Here is a 19,500-nt window from a genome sequence, read left to right as displayed (position 1 = left end):
TCTCACGGGTGGCCGCGCGAGGGTGGTCGGGCTGCTGACAGCGTGGGGAGACGGCTGGCCGGGGCTGGGGGTGACGCGCCTGGGCGTGGTGTGCTGCGGGCGCGGGCGGCCTTCACTCGGTCGGGCGGCGGCTCGGCCGCCGGCGGCGCGGATGCCGTGGTCTTCGGAGCCGGACTGCTGTTCGCGGTGGCCCAGCGGGCACGTACCTCGTCGAGCGGACCGAGTTCGTGCAGGACGTGGTTGATCAGCCGGCCGGGCCCCAGAACCTCGTCCTGGGCCAGGGTCCGGATGGCTCGCGCGGAGGCGGCGGCGGTGCGGGTGACGGAGGAGCGCATCACCCGCTGCCCGAACCAGTCAGCGCTGCCGGGGACCATGCCTTCGCAGACGGCGGTCAGCTGCTCGCTCGACACAGTGCCGTCGGCCAGCAGGCCGCGTCGCTGGGCCTCCCAGCGCAGGGTGATCCGGTCGATGGGTTCGCCCCGGTGGTGCAGCGCGCCCAGGCACCGGTAGAGCTGCCCGTGGGTCGGGTCGGCGAAGTCTCCCGGCCGAAGCCAGGCCGCCACCTCGCCCATGGCCCCCGGCTGTTCGGCGAGGACGGCCAGGAGGAACCGCTCGTCCTCGGCGACCTGACCGCTCTGTGCCGGAGGAGGGATGTCCGTGGCGGCAGAGGGCCCAGCGGTGGGTGGGACCGGTCGAGGATCGGTTCCCCAGCGTCGCGCAAGGTCGGTGAGTACGCCGGTCAGGACGTCCGCCGTGCGCAACGCTCCCTCGACCTCGCCCTGGACGGCGTCGGCCCGAGCCGCCTGGTGGAGACGGATCGCGTGCTGGGCGACGGTGCGGTGAATCGCCCCCTCCAGCACCATGCGCCGTACACCGGGGCGTGCTCGGTTCGGGGACACGCCTGGATCAGGGTATGGGCGTACGCCGCGGTCAGCCCGCGCACGTGCTGTCCGGCCTCCTCGACCGCGTCGGTCACCCACGACAGCGGCAACGGACCATCGGCCGAGAGCGCGGGATGCCCGTCGTTGCGCAGCTTGCAGAGCGCGGCGAACAGCGCCTGGTGGACGGGCCGATAGAAGTGGTTCGGAGCGAGCCACTCCAGGTGCGTGAGCTGCTCGGGGTCGAGGAGTGCGGCACCGAGGACCGCTTGCTCGGCACTCATCAGCGGGTTCATCGCCGGCCTCCAGGATCAACGCAGGACGCCTTGTCCTGCCGGATGAGGAGGTTGGCGACTGCCTGGTCGGCAGCGGCCATCGACAGCGCGAAGTCGTCCAGGACGGCGGTGAAGGCGGGATCGGAGGCGGGAACCGAGCCGGCCCCGCCGTCAAGCCACCACCGGCCACCGCGCAGGACGACCGGAGCGTGGGCCAACCGCCCCTGCTGTGGTGTGGGCGCGCTCATGCCGACAGTCCAAGATCGTCCTGGCCGATGCTCTTCGCGAGGGCACGCTCGGTGATGGCCTTCGTGGCGCGAGCGGAAGCCGGGCCGACCACCTTGGCGGAGGGCTCCTTGTACCAGGGCTTGAGGTTGAGCATGGCGACCCGGATGCCGGTGGCCAGCAGCAGCACCTTGCCCTTGGGCAGGGCGCGGATGGCGTCCGGCGGCAGGATCCGCTCCGTGCGCATGCTCACCGAGGTGGACTTGCCGCCCTCGCTGGTCGACACCGAGGTGGTCTGGACGTCGTGATCGCCGACCTGACGGCTGAGCCGGTCGGCGAAGTCCGCGTCATCGATGCCAGACCCGATGATCTTGATGGTGGCGGCGGAGTAGAGGGCGTCCATACCGGCCTCGCCCCAGCACCGCTGACCCTGACGGTAGGACTGCAGGATCGTCATCGGGATGACGCCTCGGCTGCCCAGGTGGCTGTAGAGATCAGGGAGGTCCGAGATGCGGCAAACGTTCGCCGCCTCGTCGAGGACGCATAGGGCGGGCGGGTCGAGTCGCCCGCCGGAGCGCTCGGCGACGATCACGGCCGCGCGCATCACGGCGTCGGCCGCCGCCGCGATGATGGCGGACGCACTGCCGCCGCCGTCCTTGCTCAGCAGGTACAGGGTGTCGCGGGACGTGGCGAAGGCGAACGGCTGGAACTCGGGGAGGTCCTCGTTCGGGGTGACCCAGGCGGCGACGTCCGGGTCGAGCAGGCAGCTCGCATACTGCCTCGCCGTCTCGTAGATGCCGTCGCGCGTTTCGGTCGCGCCGGAGACGGTGCCCTGGAGCTGGGCGGCGACCGCATGGTGGCCGGCGTCGGTGAGCAGGTCCACCGGGGTGCGGTCGGCCGGCATCGCGAGCCAGGCCAGGACGTCGGTGATCGGCTGCCGGTGGGACGCTGCGGCGAGGAAGAGGGCGCCGAGGGTGTTGCTCGCGGCGGTGGACCAGAAGTCGGAGCCGCTGGACTCATCCACGCTCGCCGTCACGAAGTGCCCCGCCAGCCTCTTCGCCCCGGCGAGATCGCGGGCGTCAGCGAGGATGTCCCACCACATCTCGCGCGGGTGATGGGCGATCTGCTGAGGGTCGAGGGTCCAGATCGTGCCGACCTCGGCGCGGGCGTCCACCGTGGTGGTGAAGGCGTCGTTCGCGGCTTTGTTGCTGGTGAGCAGGACCGGCCCTGGTGCCGAGAGGATCGCGGGGATCGCCAGCCCGGACGTCTTGCCTGAACGCGGGGCCATGATCGCGACGATCACGTCCTCCCAGGACGCGCGGACCTCCGCACGACCGGGATCGAGGGTGCCGAGCAGGATGCCGCGGTCAGCGGGCAGGACCTCTTTTACTCTCCCGGCCGCCCAGGCTCGGGCGGAGGCTCTTCGCCTTGGCGACGATCTCCTTGTCCAGCAGCGGCGCCAGGTCCGCCTTGCGGGCAAGGCCGGACTTGGACCCGGCACGCCAGCGCATCCACAGCACCGCAGCGGTGATGACCAGGGCAACGGTGAGCAAGCCGGGGACGACGCGGGCACCGACCATCAGCATGCTGGTGCTCAAGGCCGGCCACAGCACCTCCGGGTGCAGCAGCGCGTCCGTGGCACGGAAGGGGGCCCATGACCCGCTCCCGACAACGGTGTTGGTGAGATTTCCGGTCAGCCAGGCGAGGGAGCCGAAGGCCATGACGGCGCCGAGGATGCCGAACAGGAGGTAGAGGAGCGCGTCCGACCCGGTGGTGGTCGAGGGCGCGCTGGTGCGCGGGGAAGGCACGGCGGTTCCTTTGGTGTGCGAGCGGGCAGGGGCGGGGCGCGCTCGGCTCTCGTGCAGCTCATGGGGGTACTCCTGGACGTCTGAGGAGGAACGTTTCAGCGGGGTCGACCGGCAGAACGAGGCGCGGGCGGAGGTGCTGTGGTGGCCGGCGGACTGCCGGTCGACGGCGATGTTCCGGCGCGCGGCGAGGAGGCGCGGGCCGCCCGCTGCCGGTCTGAATCGACGTTCCGGGCAGCGGACGGCGCAAGAGCAGCCTCGGCATCGAGGACATCGTCGAGCAACTCCCGGCTGCGCAGGACGTTGACCATCTGGTGGTGCCGGGGGTCCGTGCGCTCTGCGGGACAGGCAGCGAGACCGTCCTCGGCGGCTTCCAACTGCTCGCGGACGTCCTGGAGCATCCCGTACGCGGCTGCCAGTCGGGTCCACGTCTCGAAAGTCGGATGGTGATGCGGGTCGTCGAAGTCGAGACGGGCGCGAGTCCAGTCGGCGGCAGAGGCGACGAGTTCGGTCAGCTCGGGCAGAGCCCCGACCAGTGCGCCGTTGGCCTCCTCGATGATGCCCGCCACCTCATCGGGCGAGGCGTCCTCGTGGAGGCGAGAGATCATTCCGCGGACCGAGTACGGATCGGCGGAAGCGTTGGGCAGGTGCCTGACCTGCTGCGGCTTGTCGGAGCCCGGTGCCGCGCTGTGGTGGGCGAGCCGGATGTTGTGCTGCATGGCGGCACCGACGGCCTCGCCGATGCTGGAGTAGTGCTCGGGCACGTTTGCCTCTTCGGGTGAGTGGTCCTTGACGGGTGAGTCGAGCGGTGGCGCGCGACGTACTGGTGGCCTACGGCGAAGAGAGCGGCCGGAATCACCGTCGGGGGGTTGCGGCGCGCGGCGGGTGACCCGTCGGAGTGAGCGGCGCCGTCTGGGAACCGGACGCCGACGAGACCTTGACCTGGTTCGCCGCAGGAGAAGTGGCCAGTGCGGCACCTCGGTGATCACGGACGGTCCGTGCTGCGGAGTAGCTCGTCGAAGCGGCGCCGACGCGGCGTAGCTCGGCCTCGGAATCGACAAGTTCGGACTGGGCCGAGCTGACGAACTCCGAGGCGAAGCCGAACCGGTCGGCGAGCGCATACGCGTCGTCGTCCAGGTCGTTGACCTGTTCTCCCGCTGCTTCCAGCGCCTCCCGGACACGCTCCAGCGCACCGTGCTCGGGGTGAAGGAGGTGGTCAACTGCCCGCTGAAGGCTGGCTCCGTCTTCGGCCGCACGGATCTGGTCCGTGATGCTGAGAAGTTCAGCTCCGGCGGCGTAGGGCCCCAGCGCATGCACCGGAGGGCTCATCCGGGCCGTGTCGAGAGACGGCGGAAGGGTGACGTCATAGCGAGCGGCTCGAAGCATCTCGGCCGCATGGCTGGCGATGGCGACCTGGTCGGCGAGCGGAGTGGTGGTGGGCAGGCGATGGCGTCGGCCATGCCAGTCGTCGATCTGCTTGAAACCGGCATGACGGAGGAGCTGCGCGGAGAGGTCATCAGTAGCGCCCTTGGCAACGACGCTGCCGCTGAACTCGGACGTGATGGTGATCGAGGTAGGCACGGAAGTCTCCGGGGGCAGAGGGAGCGAAGGACCCGTTGGAGGTGGGCCAGTGGGCAGAGCGTCCGGCAAATCCGGGGTTTGGTCCGGCCGAGAATCGCTGGTAGAAGCCGCACGGCGGCGGTCAGCCGGGCGCCCCGCCGCAGCAGGGCACCCGGTCGGTCAGAAGAAGGGATTCTCCGTCGGCCGGTCGGCCCCGGTGGCGGCCATGAGCAGTTCGGCGAGGTCCTCGGGCTCGGACGACCTCTGGTCTATCCACCACCCGGCACGGGTCACCGTACGAGCGTTCTCCTCGATCTCCGCCCAGTCCGCTTCGCTGGTCGTGCCTTCGGTGACCAGCGCGGTGTAGGCGTTGGTCAGGATCTGGTGACGACAGCGCACGCCCCAGGGAACGGCCCGCTCGGTCCCCTCCAGGGGAGGCATCCGGTACTGCTCGGACCAGGCTTCGGACGCCGCCTGCTCCTCGGCGCGCTTCGCCTTGAGCCAGGCGGCCTTGTCCTGCTCGTCGCCCTCGTTCGAGGCGCGCCAGCAGTCCGTGCACTCCTGCCTGGCGAGCCACTCGGCGAAGCCGGCGCGGCGGTCAGCCGGTCGGTCGGACAAGTCGCGGTCGGCATGGTGACCGCAGGTGTGGTCGATAGGCCAGATCGTCTTCACGGCCATGGAAGGACCTCCTTGAGGAGTTGGATCAGCGGTCGCGGGAGTACGCGACGCGGGGGTCAACCGGCCGGACCGCCGGTGTGGTGACGGCGGCGGGGACCGGCGCCCTGCCCGGGATACCGGCACGGGCCGGGCTGGCGGCGAGCGCGGCGGCGCTCAACGGAGACGCGCGGGCGGGACCACGACCGCGCTCACGGCCGGCGGTCGGCGTGGCAGCAGGGCGGGGCCGAGCCGTCACCTCTTGAGCGAGGCGGGGCTGCACTGCGACCTGGAGCCCCGAACGGTGCAGGGCCACCGTGGCGTCGGCGACTTTCCCCAGCGCCTCGACGCGATCGGTGGTCGCGGGGAGCGTGTAGATGTCCAGGCTCGAGTTGTGCCGCCAGCCGTCCTCCACCAGCGCCAGCCCGCTGAGGCCGGAGACACGGTCGTCGAGGGCTGCGACGATGCCGAGCTGCGGGTGATCGGCGAAGGCGACGTCTGGTTCACCGAGCGGACCGCGGTCGCGTACCTGTGCCGTGTCGGGCGCCGGTGCAGGGTCAAGTGCGACGTCCACATCGACCTGGTAGCCGGCCTTGCGCAGCAGCTCGATGGCCCGGCTCGTACGGCCGTGTCCGTCACGGTTCTGGTCTGCCAGCGCGTACAACGTCGGCTGGTCGGGGACGGGATGGAAGTCGAATCCCCTGAGCATCCAGCTGCCGGCCGAGAGGTTCTTCGGGTTCGCGGCGACGATGCCGTGGACGGGGTGGTGGCCGAAGGCCAGGTCGGGCAGCACGTCGTAGTGGCTGGGCATGGCAGATCCATCCGAGGTGGGTGCGGTTGCAGGTGCGGGCGACGGGCGGATCAGTCCTGAGGCTGCGGTGCACGGAGGACTCCTGGATCGCGGTCGGTTAGAGCCGGGGAGCTGATGAGGAACTGGCCGGTGGCGGCGCGGCCCGCGCGGAAGACTCCGACGGTGGACCGGTCGGGAGCACGCGCTGGCCGACCGACGGTGAAGAGGCGAGAGCGACCCTCACCCGGGATGGAGCGGAGTCGGGCGGGAGCACGGTGGAGGCGCGCCTCGCCGGAACGTTCCTGCTCCTGGCGTGTCGGTACGCCAAGCTGGTCCAGGCGGGCGTCGACAGCGAAGAGGAGATCCGGCACGCTGCCGCCGTGACGCGCATGCGGACCGCCCGGCTCGGAGTCGTAGATCACCTCGTAGACGGCGGGCTCGGCGGACCGGTGGCGGGTGACCATCCAGCTTTCCGGGGACTCGGGGTGCTCGGAGGGTGGCTCCTGCGGGGGCGAGATGATCAGCGAACTGCCGTCGGGAAGCTCGGCGTGGACGATGTAGTCGCTGAGGCCGTACTCGACGGTGCCTTCCAGGCCGCGCTGCCCGAGCGCGGAACAGAGGGCAGCCTGAATGCGACGCGGATCGGACACGGCGGTCGGGGGCGAGGTTTCGAGGTGCATGGAGTTCTCCGTTGCGAACGTCCCGCCGCACGGCGGGAGCCGACGGGGCGTGGAGCTTGAAGGAGCGCGGTGGTCCATGAGGGTCTGGTGATCGGGCAGTTTGGTGCAGCCGTGACTGCGTGCTAGGGATCACCGCGAGCGACCGGGAGCCGGCGGTTGCGATGCCCGCGGGACCTGGGGCGAAGCAGGTGATCCGGCAGGGGCGTTGTGCGTCGAGCGGGTCAGGGCGACGCGAGCCCGCTCGGTCTGCGCCGGCCGTTCGGTGTCCGCCCGGTGAGCTAGATATTCGCCGACGCGCACCAACGCCGGTCCCTTGGAGCCGAGTTCGTGTGAGTAGTGCCAGCCTTCGGTGTTGCGGTGCTCCTCGGCACGCTCCTGGTAGAGGTGGAGCAAGCTCGGCTGCGAACCGTCCATAAGCGCCATGACGCCGTCCCACTCGTGCCGCAGCTCCTCCGCCCGGAACAGGATGGTGTCGATCTCGCGTATCCGACGGAGGTCGTCACTGATCGGCCCCTCGACGTAGTCGGGGCCGTCGGCGGCGGCGCGGACCCCGGCTAGCACCTCGGGTCCGTGGTCGAGGAACACCTCGGCGTGCTTCCACGCTTCGGCGTCCCGCTTGACCTTCCCGTCCCCATAGACCTTGTCGTCCAGCGGCCAGCCGTCCGCGTCGCAGAGCGAGTCCGAAACCGCGTCCCAGGCGTCGCACGCCTTGTTGATCCCGGCGGCGGCCGAGGCCAGTGCCGGGAGGTGCCGTCGCCACGCCAAAGGGTCGGTCGCCTGCGACGGCTGGTTGCCACCGGAGGAACGAGTGGAAGAAGCAGACATGATCGATTCCCGTTGCTGTGCCGGTCGTTGGGCTTATGTCCCTACTGTCTTGGGTTCGTTCTGGTCAGAGTCGTTCCGATGACCTGGGAGGCCAGGTCGGACAGGGTTCACTCGAAGGTGCGAAGAATCCGCCGTTTCGTCGAGAATCCCGAAGCCTCGGCGATATCCCTGACGCATGCGCCCTTTTGGTGAACGGAGCGGCCGATGACTCTGGCCGTGGTCCGGAACCTGTCGTCCTCGCAGGCCTGCGGACTCCGCAGGACGTCGAGGACTTCGAGCAGGAGATCGTTGATCAGTACGCGTTGTCGATGGCCGCGGCGGGGCTGACCGACGGACACATCACGACGTCCCGTGCGGCGGTCGTGGAGTTCGCCCGCTCGCTTCCCGGGCCGCTGTGGTCGGCGTCCTGCGATGACGCAGACCGGTTCCTCGTCGAGCTCCGCCGGTCCGGACGGTGCGGAAGTCACACGCTGGCCACCAAGTCCGCCCTGCTGGCAAGCTTCTACGACTTCGTGATCGTGCGCTACCAAGGCGACATCCACGCCCTGACCGGCTGCGTGGTCGAGCAGCCGATCGACGAATACAACCGGCCCAAGGGCCCTGCCCGTGGTGAAGTGCGCGTTCCGCCGTCGGATGCGGAGGTGGACGCGTTGTTCGCGCAGTGGGGGCCGTCGATCGTTCGGGCCCGCAAGTACCTGCCTGCCGCGCGGGACTACTTTGCCGCGTCGCTGTGGCGTCGGCTTGGCTTGCGGATCAATGAGACGGCGATGCTCGACATCCGTGACTGGCGGCCGGACCTGGGAGAACTCGGCAAGCTGCATGTCCGTCACGGCAAGGGGAGCCGAGGGCGAGGCCCCAAGAGCCGCTTGGTCCCGGCCATCAACGGTGCCGACGAGCTGATCGACTGGTGGCTGGCTGAAGTCCGTCACCAGTACGGCAGCGACTGGAGCGACCCGGATGCCCCGTTGCTGCCGAGTGAGCGACGAGACCCGGACCTCGGCCGGTGCATGCGGGTGGGGACCGATGCCCTTCGTAGCGGGCTGGCCGCGCAGACCGAGCAGTGGCTGCCCGCCTGGTCCGGCCGGCTGACTCCGCACGTGCTGCGGCATTACTGTGCCTCCTCGCTCTATGGCGCGGGTATGGACCTCAAGGCCCTCCAAGAACTGCTCGGACATGAGTGGCTGTCCACCACGACGCGATACATCAACCCTCGGGAATTGCATCAGCCGGGCGAGAAGTCGCAGGTCACCTGGTCACGACAGGAATCGGAAGGAGTCCATGGAGTCTACGAACTGGCCGCCTGAGCAGGGATGTTGCCGAGTAGAGCCCTTCTGATGCATGATCTGCCCTCCAGAAGGGATGGTCTGGAGTGGTGCATCAGCGCAAGGTGACCCTGGCCGGGGCGGCTCACATGGAGCTCGTCTCCGGGGTGGTCCAGCTGCGTCCCGAGGACGCGATGTTCGACGCGATGTTGCGGGGCTGGCGTGCTCAGCAGAAGTCGCGAGGGTTGAAGGACGACACGATCGCCCCGAGGGAACGGCTGATCCGCCGGTTCCTGGACTTCACGAACGAGTACCCGTGGCGATGGATGCCAGCCCATCTGGACGAGTGGTCGGCGTCGTTGACGAGCGAGAAGCACTTGGCGCCGTCGACGATCCGCAGCTACCAGGGCATCGTCCGGCTGTTCACCGAGCTCCTCATCGACGCCCGATACGGCTGGGGTCCGGCATGCGAGGAAGCCTTCGGCACGTTCCCGGTGGCGATCTGCCATGAGTGGAATACCCTGCCTCACCTGCAGGATTACGAGGGCGATCCAGAGGCGAGGCCCTTCACGCGGGAAGAGTTGCAGCTCTTCCTCGACTACGCCGACGACCAGGTCGAACGAGCGGTACGGGCGAAACGCAAGGGCGCCCTGGCGGCCTATCGCGATGCCACCCTCTTCAAGGTGATCTACGGGTGGGGGCTTCGCCGGACCGAGACCTCCAAGCTCGACGTGGTCGACTTCGGACGCAACCCGCAGGCCCGGCAGTTCGGCCGGTACGGCACGCTCAATGTCCGCTACGGCAAGGCGAAGAAGGGCCAGCCGCCGCGACGGCGGAACGTGCTGTCGGTGATGGACTGGGCTGTCGAAGCGGTCGCCGACTACGTCGAGAACGTCCGCCCCCGCTTCGGATTCCCCGATCATCCGGCCTTGTGGATCACTGAGCGTGGCGGCCGCCTGCAGCCCGGCTCGATCAACGACCGGTTCGAGGCATACCGGGATGCCTTGGGGCTTCCCAAGGAGTTGTCTCCGCACGGACTTCGCCACTCATACGTCACGCATCTGACCGAGGACGGGGTGGACCGGCGCTTCATCCAGCAGCAGGTCGGCCACGAGTGCGACAGCTCCCTGGCCATCTACACGCACATCAGCGATGACCTCATGAACACTTCCCTGTACAAGGCACTGGCTCCGGCGTTCGCCGGGGTCCGATGAGGAGGGATCCGGCGATGGCCGCCAAGCTCGACTACCACTGGCACCTGCGCAAAGTCATGGCCGACCGTGGGTTGTTCTCCACTACCGACCTCCTGCCCCCGCTCGCCGAACGCGGCATCACCCTGTCCTCCAGCCAGGTCTACCGGCTTGTCGTCGAGCGACCTGAGCGACTGAGCCTGAGGATCCTCATGGCCCTGCTCGACATCCTCGACTGCACCATGGACGACCTCATCGAGCCCATCGCGGCGGCCGGGACCATGAAGAAGCCGAAGAAGGCCGCCACCGGCAGCGGCTCGGCGCCCGATGCGGAGGGACTCGGCGGACTGCGGCCAAAGCGAGCACGGATCAGGGGTGTTGACCGCTCATGACCATGGTCGACCAGCTCGACCGAGCCGTCACAGACCCGATCGGTTTGATCACGGACCTCGTCGCCGGAGTTGAGAAGGAACTCGGCGTTGAGACGATCCGGGCCGTGGTCACCGCGGTCGCGGGTGGCCGCGCGAAGTCGCGCCAGGTGGCCAAGGCCCTGGCGATACGGCCCGCGGTCCTGACCGACGGCCGGTCCCCGGCGCCCCGGGCCATCGGCGATCTGCTCATCGAGCTCCGCAAAGCCGGCGCCTCGGCAATCGCGCCGCCGGTCTGCGCCGAGTGCGGCAAGCAGCTGCGAACTCTCCAGCGCAAGGGCCAGGACTGGTATTGCTCGGTCTGCGGACAGGAGAGGGCCGAGTGCACTGCCTGCGGAAACGTCCGACGCGTCGGCTTCCAGGACCGCAAGGGCCTGCCGCGCTGCAAGATGTGTCCCGACACCGACGACCGTGATCCCGCCACGGTCGTCCACGAGCTGATCGCCGCGATTGCTCCGGGCGCCGACCGTGACGTGGTTGCCGAGGCCCTCCGGCGGACGGCACCGCACCGTCCCCACTATCGCCAGCGAGTGGTCTGGGCCCTGGAGGAGAACCCTCGTCTGCTGGCCGGGGAGGGCTATCTGGCGCCGCACCGCGCCATCTTGAGGTTCATCGACCTGCTGCACGAGGCCGATGTCGCGGGGATCGCCCGGCCCGCCTGCCCTCGCTGCCACCGGGTGGTCCGCATCGACAAGCCGCTTGACGGGCAGCGGGTCTGCCGCAACTGCATCGCCAGGTCCCGCATCGAAGAATGTGTACGCTGCGGCGCTCGGCGCGAGCCGGCCACCCGCGATGATCAAGGGCGACCGCTGTGTCCGAACTGCCTGATCACTGATCCGGCGAACCTGGAGATCTGCATCGTCTGCGGCAAGTCGCGCATGGTCAACTCCCGCACCGCCGAAGGGCCGATCTGCCCGAACTGCCGTCCCCTGCCCGTGGTGCTCTGCTCGATCTGCGGCCACACCGCACCCTGCACACTCTCGAAGCTCACCGGCCTGCCCCGCTGCAGCGGCTGCCGACAGCGCCAGGTCCACTGCACCGTCTGCGGACGGCTCCGCGGCATCCACTCCGGCACCGCCGACGCCCCCGTCTGCGGCCCCTGCGCCACACCCGACGCCGAGCTCTGGCGCCCCTGTCCCACCTGCGGACAAGCCGAACGGCTACACGCGCCAGGACCGTGTCCTCGCTGCACCCTCAAGCAGCGGCTCCACGAGCTCCTCGCCGACAACACCAGCTCCATACCCCCGAAGCTGCAGCCCCTCCACGACGCCCTGGCCGGCTCCGAACGCGCGGCCACCGCGATGAGCTGGCTCTCCAAGGACATCGTCTCCACTGTCCTTTCCGATCTCGGCTCCGGCCGCCGCCCTCTCTCCCACGAGGCCCTGGACGAACTCCCCGAAGGCAAGGTCATCGAGCACATCCGCACTGTTCTCGTCGCCACCGAAGCCCTGCCCAAGCGGGACGAGCAGATGGTCCGGCTCGAACGGCACGTGAAAGACCTCGTCACCTCCCACGTGACGGCCGAGGGACGGAAAATCCTGCACCGGTACGCGACGTGGCACCTCTTGCGGCGGCTCCGCCGACGCAGCCGTGGCAAGGAAATCACGCACTCCCAACTCGCTGTCGTGCGGCAACATCTGCGGGCGGCCGTCTATCTCCTCGACTGGCTCGAGGAACAGAACCTGACCCTTGCCACCTGCCGACAAGCCGACCTCGAACACTGGATGACCAGCGACGATGTCCGCCTCCGTCGAGAGGCAGGCCATTTCGTGCGCTGGGCCCGCTCCCAGAAGATCACCCGCGCTCTCAGCTTCCCGGCCGAGCGATGGAACGGCCCCTCCCAGCCGATGGACGACGAGGCCCGCTGGGCCACCGCCCAACGCCTGCTGCACGACAACACCCTCAAGCCCGAAGACCGCCTCGCCGGTCTGCTATTGCTCCTCTATGCCCAGTGGCCCGCAGCGATCTCCCGGCTCACCGTCGACCACATCGAGGAGACGGAGGGAGTGGTCCGCATCCGCCTCGGCGCCGTCCCCGTCGAGCTTCCCGCACCCGTCGCTGAACTGGCTCTCCGACAAGTCGCGGTCCGCCGCAGCCATGCCGTCCTCGGCCGCACAGACTCACCCTGGCTCTTCCCCGGAGGCCAGCCCGGCCGCCCGATCAGTGCCTGGGCCATGGGCGAACGGCTCCGCAAACTCGGCATCCGGCTCGCGGAAGCCCGCTCGACCGCCCTGTTCCAGCTGGCTACCGAGCTGCCCGCCGCGGTCCTCGCCCGCACCCTCGGCATCGACATCACCGTCGCCGTCAAGTGGCAGCGAGCCGCCGCCGGGGACTGGGCCGTCTACGCAGCCGAGATCAGCCGCCGGACGACTGTGGAGCAAGCGTGAACTACGCGGACCGGCTGAACAACGCCGTGGTGTCCGCAGTGCCGTGGCAGAAGACGTCCAATCAATGAGGTCGATTTCAAAGATTCCCTTCCGTGAGTACGGATCGCCGGACCCATGAGCGATCCACTGGGTTTTGCTCCCGGGTCTCAGTCAGGGGCAGCGGTGGTTTAGCGGCTGCCGAGCTCTCCCTTGGTGAACCCGTATTTGTGTGCCGCGAGCACAGTGGCGAGTGCAGGGACGAGCAGTGCGAGCGTGACCCAACTCAGCCAGGATGCATCCAATCCGCTGAGGACGATGCCTCCGATGATGCCACCACCGGCGATTCCGACGTTCCATCCGGTGGTGAGGAGTGCTTGGGCGACATCGCCGGCGTCGCCTGCTGCTTCGGCGACTGCGGTCTGCAACAGGGTAGAGGTGCCGCCGAACGCGAGCCCCCAGAGCGCCGCGCTGGCGTAGACGAGCGAAGGCACGCCGGAGAAGATGCCGAGCAGCAGCGCGCATGTCGCGAAGAGCACACACGCGAGGATCATGAGGAGGCGCAGGCGCCGATGGACGAGCGCTCCGGCGATCCAGATGCTCACCAGCGACACCAGGCCGAAGGTGAGCAGCACGGCGTCGACTTGACCTGCCATGTCGAGCGGCGTGAGGAACGGGGCGATGTAGGTGTAGAGGATGCTGTGGGCGAGCACGAACGTGAGGGTCACGAAGAGCACGGGCGCTACGCCGGGAATGCGAATGGTACGGGTTAGCGGGAGCCGTGAGCCCTTGGGTTGTCCGGGGAAGCTCGGCACCGCCGCGATGACCCACACGATCAACGCGAGCGTGAGGACGGTCATGATCCCGAACGCGTATCGCCACTCGACGAGCTTGGCCAGAAACGCCGCAGCAGGAACTCCGACGGACAGGGCAACGATTGCGCCCCCCATCGCGATCGCCATTGCCTTGCCGCGCTGATGTGAGGGAACCATCCGTACCGCGTACCCGGCCAACAGCGCCCAGAGCAACCCGCCGACGATGCCGCCGAGGCACCGGGCGGCTAGCGTAAGTGCGAAGCTCTCGGAGAGCGCGGTGACGGTGTTGGCGATCGCGAATCCTGCGATCGCCACCAGCAGCAAGTGTCGGCGCGGCCAGCCGATCGTCGCCTTGGTGAGCGGGATCGCGGCGAGGATCGCCCCGATCGCGAAGACGGTGACGCTCTGCCCGGCAGCACTCTCGCTCACACCCAGGTCTCGGCTCATCCCGGGAAGCAGCCCGGCGGGCATCGTCTCGGTCAGGAGCGTAATGAACCCGGTGGCGGCCAAGGCCAGAAGACCCGCCAGTGGGAGCCGGGCGTTCGTTATCGAGGGAGATGGCACAGCATGTGTTCGTGTCATGGCCTCATGATCGAAGGGTGACATTAGTGTGAGGGTCAATTCGGTGTCCGCTGAGTCACACGACGCCAGCCACAGAGGGCGAGGAGAGGGATATGCGGATCGGTGAGTTGTCGACGCGCACGCGGACTCCGGTGAGGTTGCTGCGCTACTACGAGGAGCAGGGACTGATCGCGTCAGATCGACTGCCCAACAGATACCGGGACTATGAGGAGTACGTCGTTGACCGGGTTCTCCAGGTACGAGGCCTGCTCGACGCAGGGCTGCCCACACGGATCATCAAGCAGATCCTGCCCTGCCTGAACACCCCCCGCACGATCCACATGCCCTACGTCACGCCAGACATGGTCGCAATGCTCGAACACGAACGCGACCGCATGGCCGAAAAAATCGAATGCCTCACCAAGAACCACCGAGCCATCACCGACTACCTCGACGCCGTACGCCTCGATATCCGAGCCTCCTAGTGGGTGTCTGAGAAGCCTTGTTCAGGGCAGGCGACTTGGTAGTTCCTGCACGTCGGGGAGGTAGGGATGGCTGGCCGACGTGCCTATCCGACGGATCTTTCCGACGCCGAGTGGGGGTGCTCGAGCCACTGGTTCCGCCGCCGAAGCCGGGCGGCCGCCCGCCCAAGCACTCACGCCGAGAGTTGATCGACGCGTTGGCGTACTGGGTGCGGGCCGGCTGCGCCTGGCGGCTGCTCTCGCACGACTTCCCGCCGTGGCAGACGGTCTACCACTACTGGCGGCGGTGACGGATCGAAGGCCGCTGGGAGGAGATCCTCGACATCCTGCGTGCTCGCGAACGCACTGGTCAAGGCCGGGAACCGACGCCGAGCGCGGGGGTGTTGGACAGCCAGAGCGTCAAGGCCACCGAGCGGGGCGGCTGGCACGGGTACGACGGCGGCAAGAAGGTCCTGGGCATCAAGCGCCACCTCCTGGTCGACACCCTCGGCCTCGTCCTGGCCGCCTGCGTCAGCCCGGCCAACGTCAGCGACCGCGACGGCGCCGCGGTGCTGCTGGCCCGGTGCGCCGACAAGTTCCCCCGTCTTCGGCACCTGTGGGCCGACCAGGGCTATCGTGGCCGCGACTTCCTGGCCTGGGTCCAGGAGGAAACCGGGATCACCATCCAGATCGTGCAGCGCAAGGACGGCGGCTTCCGCGGTACCTGGGCCAAGGCCGACACCCCACCACGCGTAGTGCCGATTTTCGCAGTAGTTCCGCGCCGTTGGGTGATCGAGCGGAGTTTCGCCTGGCTGGGCCGCTATCGCAGGCTGTCCAAGGACTACGAGTACCTGGCCGCCAGCCAGGAGAACGCCATCTACCTGGCCACGGTCATGCTCCTCCTGCACCGAGCCGGTAGATCACTGCCCTGAACGGGGCGTCTCAGACACCCACTAGCGCAGGGCGATGAGCCCTGCGTCCGTCGGTCTGAAGCCGCACGCGTCGAAGTAGAAGGGACGCAGATGCTCTTCAAAGTCAACGTGGAGCCATTCGCAGTCCGCTGCACGGGCGCCTTGCCCTGCGGTCGTCACGAGTCCGGTCCCGACACCGGTCTTGCGCATGTCCTGAGCGACCATCGTGTCGAGAATGAAGGCATGGACGCCACCGTCCCAGGCGACGTTGACAGACCCTACGAGCCGGCCGTCTTCTCGGGCACAGACCCAGCCGAGGCTGTGACGGGGCACTTGTGTCTGCCAATCGATGGGTATCTGGGTGTGACCGAACGCCTCCGCGTGGAGCGCGTTGACGGCAGCGTTGTCGAAGTCGCCGCGCCACTCATACGTGATCGTCATGGGCCGCATCGTAGGTCGAGAGACGTCCGGCTCCGCCCTCTTTTTTTCGGGTCCTATGCCCCTTCAGCCAGAGGCATTCCGGCAGTTCCAATACCCGAGCCCACCATTACACGTCCGCAACGACCACATCGAGCAGGCATGGACGCAGGCCAACCAGCGCCTGGAGTCCCGCTTCGGGGGAGGTGTGTGAGGCCATGCTGTGGAACCTGCGGATGAGAGCCGCCGAGCGCGGCATCTGGAAGTCCACCGAGATGCGCCGGCTTCTGGCGGACGCAGGGCTGGAGATCAGCGCCGGGAAGATGTCGGCGCTGTGGACGGGCACCCCGACCACGATCCGCCTCGACGACCTGGAGGTGATCTGCTCGGTGCTGGACTGCGACCCGGCGACTCTGCTGATCTGCGAGCCGGAGAAGGCCGCCGCCCGGCGCCCGCAGAAGGAACAGCAGAAGGCAGTAGGACAGTCCCCGGGGCAAGTTGTGACGCCGCGGTTCGGGCGCCACCGTTCGGCGCCGCCGCTGTGAGCACCCCACCACCGCGTTGCAACGCCTGCCAGGTCAACCGGGTCGCCTGGACCAAGCCCCGTGTCGATTTCTGCTACGACTGCCTGCCCGGCGGGCCGTTCCCGGCACCGCCGTGCCGCAACTGCGGGTCGGCCGACTACTTCAGTCAGGCCCAGTGCGGGACCTGCCACCCCGGCGCCCCAATGCACCCATTCTCCTGCCGGGGCTGCCTGGCCTGGGGCGTCTACCGAGTCCACAACTGGCACTGCTGGAGCTGCCGCTGGTGGCAAAACCACTACCCGGTCGGCGAGTGCCTGTACTGCCACCGGACCACTGGCTTTATTCACGAGTAGTGGTTCTGGCTCAGCTTCCGTGCAGCGGCCACTGTGAGTGACATCCGCCCCTCTCGGGAGAGCTTCGGAAGTCGCCCGAAAATCAGCCGTCGCCGCGGCGGCTGGGCTGAAAGTCCGGGCTGTGGAAGAGGTTGCACTCCGGTTGGAAGAGCTGTTGTTCCCGTCGATCGCGGACGTCGCGGTGCTGTCGGTGGACGTGAGCATCGAGATAGTGCGTGTTGATGCGCAAAGCATCACGGTCGGCGCCGCCTGCCCAGGGTGCGGAGCCTGGTCGACTCGGGTTCACAGCTCCTACCTGCGGTTTCCCGCCGACGCGCCGAGCGCAGGGCGAAGCGTCGTGCTCCAGTTGCGGGTTCGGCGGTTCCGATGCGGGAACAACATGTGCCCCCGCCGGACCTTCGCGGAACAGATACCCGGCCTCACCCGCAGGCATGGTCAGCGCACCGAGCGACTGCGTTCCACCCTGGCCGCACTCGGTCTCGCCCTGGTCGGCCGGGCCAGCGCCCGGCTGGCTTCCGTCCTCGGCGTGTCCATCAGCCGGAGCACGGTATTGCGCTTGGTCAACGCTCTGCCTGAGCCGGAGGTACCCGCACCGCGGGTGGTCGGCGTCGACGAGTACGCCACCCGAAAGGGCCGCCACTACGGCACCGTACTGGTGGACGTCGTGAGCCGCCGTCCGATCGATCTGCTCCCGGACCGGGAGGCATCCAGCCTGGCCGCCTGGCTCGCACAGCGGCCCGGTGTCGAGATCGTATGCCGGGACCGCGCGCCTTTCTTCGCTGAAGGTGCCACTGCCGGAGCACCACAGGCGGTGCAGGTCGCGGATCGGTGGTATCTCTGGCACAACCTGAGCGAGGCCGCCGAGCGAAGTGTCGCCCAGCACCGTCGCTGCCTGCGCGTCCTGACGCCCGCAGCGTCTCAGCCCGAACTGGAGAACGTTCCCGCCCCGGACCCGTCCGCGTCGCCATGGCCGACGGGTCACCGCTTTGCCGACCGGACTCGGACCCGGCACGCAGCCGTTCATGCCCTGCTGGAAGCGGGACACAGCCTGCGATCGGTCCAGCGGCAGCTCGGGATGAGCTGGCACACCGTCAAACGGTTCGCCGACGCCGCAAAGCCGGAGGAACTGTTCACCGGCCAGTGGCAGAACCGCTCCTCGGTCCTCGACGACTACAAGCCCTACCTGGACGACCGCTGGAACGAGGGCTGCACCAATGCGTGGAAACTCTGGGAGGAGATCGTGCCGCTCGGTTACAAGGGCAGCTACCAGCGGGTTCGCGCCTACCTGCACGACAAGCGCACCTCACCACGACCGGTGACCGCCCGGCCGCCCTCCCCCCGGGCCGTTGCCGGATGGATCCTCCGACACCCGGACACCCTCACCGAATCCGAGCAGCTCCAACTCAAGAACGTGCGGACACACTGCCCCGAACTCGACTCGCTCACCCGGCACGTCCGTTCCTTCGCGGCCATGATCACCGGGCGTCAAGGCAAGCACCTGCCGGACTGGCTCGACGCCGTCCGACAGGACGACCTGCCCAGCCTCCACACACTCGCCGCAGGCATCGACCGAGACCACGACGCCGTCATCGCCGGCCTCACCCTGCCCTGGAACTCGGGCGTCGTCGAGGGACACGTCAACCGCATCAAGATGCTGAAGAGGCAGATGTTCGGTCGCGCCGGCTTTGCTCTCCTGCGGAAGCGGGTCCTCCTTGCCCGGTGACAGGCCGCTAAACGATCAGACAGCGGCTTTGGCCGCCACCCGGGCGACAAGCTTGTCGCGCACGGATGGCCACTCGTCCACGAGAACGCTGTAGTACAGCGAATCACGACGCGTACCGTCCTGGCGCACCATGTGGCTGCGCAGCGTCCCTTCATAGACCAGCCCCAGCCGCGTCATCGCCTGCTGGGACCGTACGTTCAGGTTGTCGGTTCGCAACGCAATTCGGGCAAGGCCCAGATCATCGAAGGCGTGCGCCAACAGCAGAAGCTTGGACTCGGCATTGTAGGGACCGCCCCAACAAGCCCGATCGAACCAAGTCGCACCAATCTCCGCACGGCCCTCCGCGAGGTCGAGCTCGTACAGGCTGGTCGAGCCGATCACTGTCTCGTCCGTGAGGCGCTGGACGGCGAAGCATCTCCTCGCCCGATCCGCCAACATCTGGCTGATCATCTCCCGCGTCTCTATCACGGAGCCGGGGCGAGGCCGAGGCATCCAACGCCAGACCTCAGGATCCGACGCTGAGGGGAACAACGCCTCTGCATGATCGACGGACAGCGGAACGAGACGGACAGCGCGGCCGAGGAGAGAGTCGTTGCTCATCGCTGCACCATAGCTTCGGGATTACTGCCCCATCATCGAGACGCAGATCATGTCGCCTTCATCACGCACAGCAACCGCTGCACGGAAGCTGAGCCAGAACCATTTCTCGTGAACATCCGCGAGCCCGCCGACCGCCAATCGCTGTTGAAACTCGTCGACAAACGCTGTCGCTGAACGTGAACGAAGCCAGACCACGCGCA

The 19,500-nt window shown here is 68.2% G+C and carries 20 protein-coding genes and 2 pseudogenes; 9 read left to right on the top strand and 13 right to left on the bottom strand.

Features of this window, described 5'->3' with window-relative positions; translation table 11 throughout:
• Window positions 1-2 precede the first annotated feature (2 nt).
• From ACFVWY_RS29485 to ACFVWY_RS29440, 10 genes and pseudogenes are all read right to left on the bottom strand, one after another.
• A pseudogene (locus ACFVWY_RS29485) lies at window positions 3-1,174 on the bottom strand (DnaB-like helicase N-terminal domain-containing protein).
• Window positions 1,171-1,401, bottom strand: coding sequence for a hypothetical protein (locus ACFVWY_RS29480; protein WP_389877741.1), 231 nt, complete (start codon window positions 1,399-1,401; stop codon window positions 1,171-1,173). The pseudogene ACFVWY_RS29485 and the gene ACFVWY_RS29480 overlap by 4 nt, the downstream one beginning before the upstream one ends.
• Entirely contained in the window at window positions 1,398-2,666 is a 1,269-nt protein-coding gene (locus ACFVWY_RS29475; RefSeq protein WP_389877739.1) for a type IV secretory system conjugative DNA transfer family protein, read from the bottom strand. The genes ACFVWY_RS29480 and ACFVWY_RS29475 overlap by 4 nt, the downstream gene beginning before the upstream one ends.
• A 79-nt stretch (window positions 2,667-2,745) precedes the next feature.
• Window positions 2,746-3,186, bottom strand: coding sequence for a hypothetical protein (locus tag ACFVWY_RS29470; RefSeq protein ID WP_389877737.1), 441 nt, complete (start codon window positions 3,184-3,186; stop codon window positions 2,746-2,748).
• A gap of 95 nt (window positions 3,187-3,281) precedes the next feature.
• Window positions 3,282-3,947: a hypothetical protein gene (locus ACFVWY_RS29465; protein WP_389877736.1), complete on the bottom strand. Its 666-nt coding sequence runs from the start codon at window positions 3,945-3,947 to the stop codon at window positions 3,282-3,284.
• Between the two features lie 91 nt (window positions 3,948-4,038).
• Window positions 4,039-4,764, bottom strand: a complete 726-nt coding sequence (locus tag ACFVWY_RS29460; protein WP_389877734.1) for a hypothetical protein — start codon at window positions 4,762-4,764, stop codon at window positions 4,039-4,041.
• Window positions 4,765-4,923: 159 nt separating this feature from the next.
• Window positions 4,924-5,421 (bottom strand): hypothetical protein, encoded by a 498-nt coding sequence (locus tag ACFVWY_RS29455; RefSeq protein WP_389877732.1) that lies wholly within the window; start codon window positions 5,419-5,421, stop codon window positions 4,924-4,926.
• 25 nt (window positions 5,422-5,446) lie between these two features.
• On the bottom strand, window positions 5,447-6,208 hold the full coding sequence (locus ACFVWY_RS29450; RefSeq protein WP_389877731.1) for a hypothetical protein: 762 nt from the start codon (window positions 6,206-6,208) through the stop codon (window positions 5,447-5,449).
• A 50-nt stretch (window positions 6,209-6,258) separates the two neighbouring features.
• Window positions 6,259-6,867, bottom strand: a complete 609-nt coding sequence (locus tag ACFVWY_RS29445; protein ID WP_389877730.1) for a hypothetical protein — start codon at window positions 6,865-6,867, stop codon at window positions 6,259-6,261.
• A gap of 129 nt (window positions 6,868-6,996) precedes the next feature.
• A complete protein-coding gene (locus tag ACFVWY_RS29440; RefSeq protein WP_389877728.1) occupies window positions 6,997-7,692 on the bottom strand; it encodes a hypothetical protein in 696 nt (231 codons plus the stop codon).
• Window positions 7,693-7,880: 188 nt separating this feature from the next.
• Between ACFVWY_RS29440 and ACFVWY_RS29435 the strand changes: the two genes are divergently transcribed.
• The 4 genes from ACFVWY_RS29435 (at window position 7,881) to ACFVWY_RS29420 (ending at window position 12,959) form a co-directional block, all read left to right on the top strand.
• A complete protein-coding gene (locus tag ACFVWY_RS29435) occupies window positions 7,881-8,996 on the top strand; it encodes a tyrosine-type recombinase/integrase (protein WP_389877726.1) in 1,116 nt (371 codons plus the stop codon).
• 65 nt (window positions 8,997-9,061) lie between these two features.
• Window positions 9,062-10,168: a tyrosine-type recombinase/integrase gene (locus ACFVWY_RS29430; protein ID WP_389877725.1), complete on the top strand. Its 1,107-nt coding sequence runs from the start codon at window positions 9,062-9,064 to the stop codon at window positions 10,166-10,168.
• 14 nt (window positions 10,169-10,182) lie between these two features.
• Window positions 10,183-10,536, top strand: a complete 354-nt coding sequence (locus ACFVWY_RS29425) for a helix-turn-helix domain-containing protein (RefSeq protein WP_389877723.1) — start codon at window positions 10,183-10,185, stop codon at window positions 10,534-10,536.
• A complete protein-coding gene (locus ACFVWY_RS29420; RefSeq protein ID WP_389877721.1) occupies window positions 10,533-12,959 on the top strand; it encodes a site-specific integrase in 2,427 nt (808 codons plus the stop codon). The genes ACFVWY_RS29425 and ACFVWY_RS29420 overlap by 4 nt, the downstream gene beginning before the upstream one ends.
• Window positions 12,960-13,126: 167 nt before the next feature.
• Here the strand turns inward: ACFVWY_RS29420 and ACFVWY_RS29415 are convergent, their stop codons facing one another.
• Window positions 13,127-14,260 (bottom strand): MFS transporter, encoded by a 1,134-nt coding sequence (locus ACFVWY_RS29415; protein ID WP_389877720.1) that lies wholly within the window; start codon window positions 14,258-14,260, stop codon window positions 13,127-13,129.
• Window positions 14,261-14,424: 164 nt separating this feature from the next.
• On the opposite strand from ACFVWY_RS29415, the gene ACFVWY_RS29410 reads away from it, so the two are divergent.
• A complete protein-coding gene (locus ACFVWY_RS29410) occupies window positions 14,425-14,796 on the top strand; it encodes a MerR family transcriptional regulator (RefSeq protein ID WP_389877718.1) in 372 nt (123 codons plus the stop codon).
• Window positions 14,797-14,862: 66 nt separating this feature from the next.
• Window positions 14,863-15,704: pseudogene (locus ACFVWY_RS29405) on the top strand (IS5 family transposase).
• 21 nt (window positions 15,705-15,725) lie between these two features.
• On the opposite strand, the gene ACFVWY_RS29400 reads toward ACFVWY_RS29405, so the two are convergent.
• On the bottom strand, window positions 15,726-16,124 hold the full coding sequence (locus tag ACFVWY_RS29400) for a GNAT family N-acetyltransferase (RefSeq protein WP_389877716.1): 399 nt from the start codon (window positions 16,122-16,124) through the stop codon (window positions 15,726-15,728).
• A gap of 194 nt (window positions 16,125-16,318) precedes the next feature.
• Here ACFVWY_RS29400 and ACFVWY_RS29395 point away from each other — a divergent pair, with 194 nt between their 5' ends.
• Together ACFVWY_RS29395 and ACFVWY_RS29390 are read left to right on the top strand one after the other, a co-directional pair.
• The gene (locus ACFVWY_RS29395; protein WP_389877715.1) at window positions 16,319-16,645 is read left to right on the top strand and encodes a helix-turn-helix domain-containing protein; all 327 of its coding nucleotides are present in this window, start codon (window positions 16,319-16,321) and stop codon (window positions 16,643-16,645) included.
• Window positions 16,646-17,098: 453 nt separating this feature from the next.
• Window positions 17,099-18,700: an ISL3 family transposase gene (locus ACFVWY_RS29390; protein WP_389877714.1), complete on the top strand. Its 1,602-nt coding sequence runs from the start codon at window positions 17,099-17,101 to the stop codon at window positions 18,698-18,700.
• 15 nt (window positions 18,701-18,715) lie between these two features.
• Here ACFVWY_RS29390 and ACFVWY_RS29385 read toward each other — a convergent pair whose 3' ends face one another.
• Entirely contained in the window at window positions 18,716-19,300 is a 585-nt protein-coding gene (locus ACFVWY_RS29385) for a GNAT family N-acetyltransferase (RefSeq protein ID WP_389877712.1), read from the bottom strand.
• Here ACFVWY_RS29385 and ACFVWY_RS29380 point away from each other — a divergent pair.
• Complete coding sequence (locus ACFVWY_RS29380; protein WP_389877788.1) at window positions 19,241-19,474, top strand: hypothetical protein; 234 nt, start codon at window positions 19,241-19,243, stop codon at window positions 19,472-19,474. The genes ACFVWY_RS29385 and ACFVWY_RS29380 overlap by 60 nt on opposite strands.
• Window positions 19,475-19,500 lie beyond the last annotated feature (26 nt).

The organism is Streptomyces sp. NPDC058195 (assembly GCF_042883525.1).
Taxonomy (GTDB): domain Bacteria; phylum Actinomycetota; class Actinomycetes; order Streptomycetales; family Streptomycetaceae; genus Streptomyces.
The sequence above is the reverse complement of the archived record's forward strand: the minus strand, read 5'-3'. Positions and strand labels throughout refer to the sequence as shown.

What these genes read in the sequence shown, in the direction of transcription:
- ACFVWY_RS29480 (WP_389877741.1), bottom strand. Translation starts at nt 1,401, where the DNA reads ATGAGCGCGCCCACACCACAGCAGGGGCGGTTGGCCCACGCTCCGGTC.
- ACFVWY_RS29475 (WP_389877739.1), bottom strand. Translation starts at nt 2,666, where the DNA reads ATGGCCCCGCGTTCAGGCAAGACGTCCGGGCTGGCGATCCCCGCGATC.
- ACFVWY_RS29455 (WP_389877732.1), bottom strand. Translation starts at nt 5,421, where the DNA reads ATGGCCGTGAAGACGATCTGGCCTATCGACCACACCTGCGGTCACCAT.
- ACFVWY_RS29450 (WP_389877731.1), bottom strand. Translation starts at nt 6,208, where the DNA reads ATGCCCAGCCACTACGACGTGCTGCCCGACCTGGCCTTCGGCCACCAC.
- ACFVWY_RS29445 (WP_389877730.1), bottom strand. Translation starts at nt 6,867, where the DNA reads ATGCACCTCGAAACCTCGCCCCCGACCGCCGTGTCCGATCCGCGTCGC.
- ACFVWY_RS29440 (WP_389877728.1), bottom strand. Translation starts at nt 7,692, where the DNA reads ATGTCTGCTTCTTCCACTCGTTCCTCCGGTGGCAACCAGCCGTCGCAG.
- ACFVWY_RS29425 (WP_389877723.1), top strand. Translation starts at nt 10,183, where the DNA reads ATGGCCGCCAAGCTCGACTACCACTGGCACCTGCGCAAAGTCATGGCC.
- ACFVWY_RS29420 (WP_389877721.1), top strand. Translation starts at nt 10,533, where the DNA reads ATGACCATGGTCGACCAGCTCGACCGAGCCGTCACAGACCCGATCGGT.
- ACFVWY_RS29410 (WP_389877718.1), top strand. Translation starts at nt 14,425, where the DNA reads ATGCGGATCGGTGAGTTGTCGACGCGCACGCGGACTCCGGTGAGGTTG.
- ACFVWY_RS29400 (WP_389877716.1), bottom strand. Translation starts at nt 16,124, where the DNA reads ATGACGATCACGTATGAGTGGCGCGGCGACTTCGACAACGCTGCCGTC.
- ACFVWY_RS29395 (WP_389877715.1), top strand. Translation starts at nt 16,319, where the DNA reads ATGCTGTGGAACCTGCGGATGAGAGCCGCCGAGCGCGGCATCTGGAAG.
- ACFVWY_RS29380 (WP_389877788.1), top strand. Translation starts at nt 19,241, where the DNA reads ATGATCGACGGACAGCGGAACGAGACGGACAGCGCGGCCGAGGAGAGA.
- ACFVWY_RS29385 (WP_389877712.1), bottom strand. Translation starts at nt 19,300, where the DNA reads ATGAGCAACGACTCTCTCCTCGGCCGCGCTGTCCGTCTCGTTCCGCTG.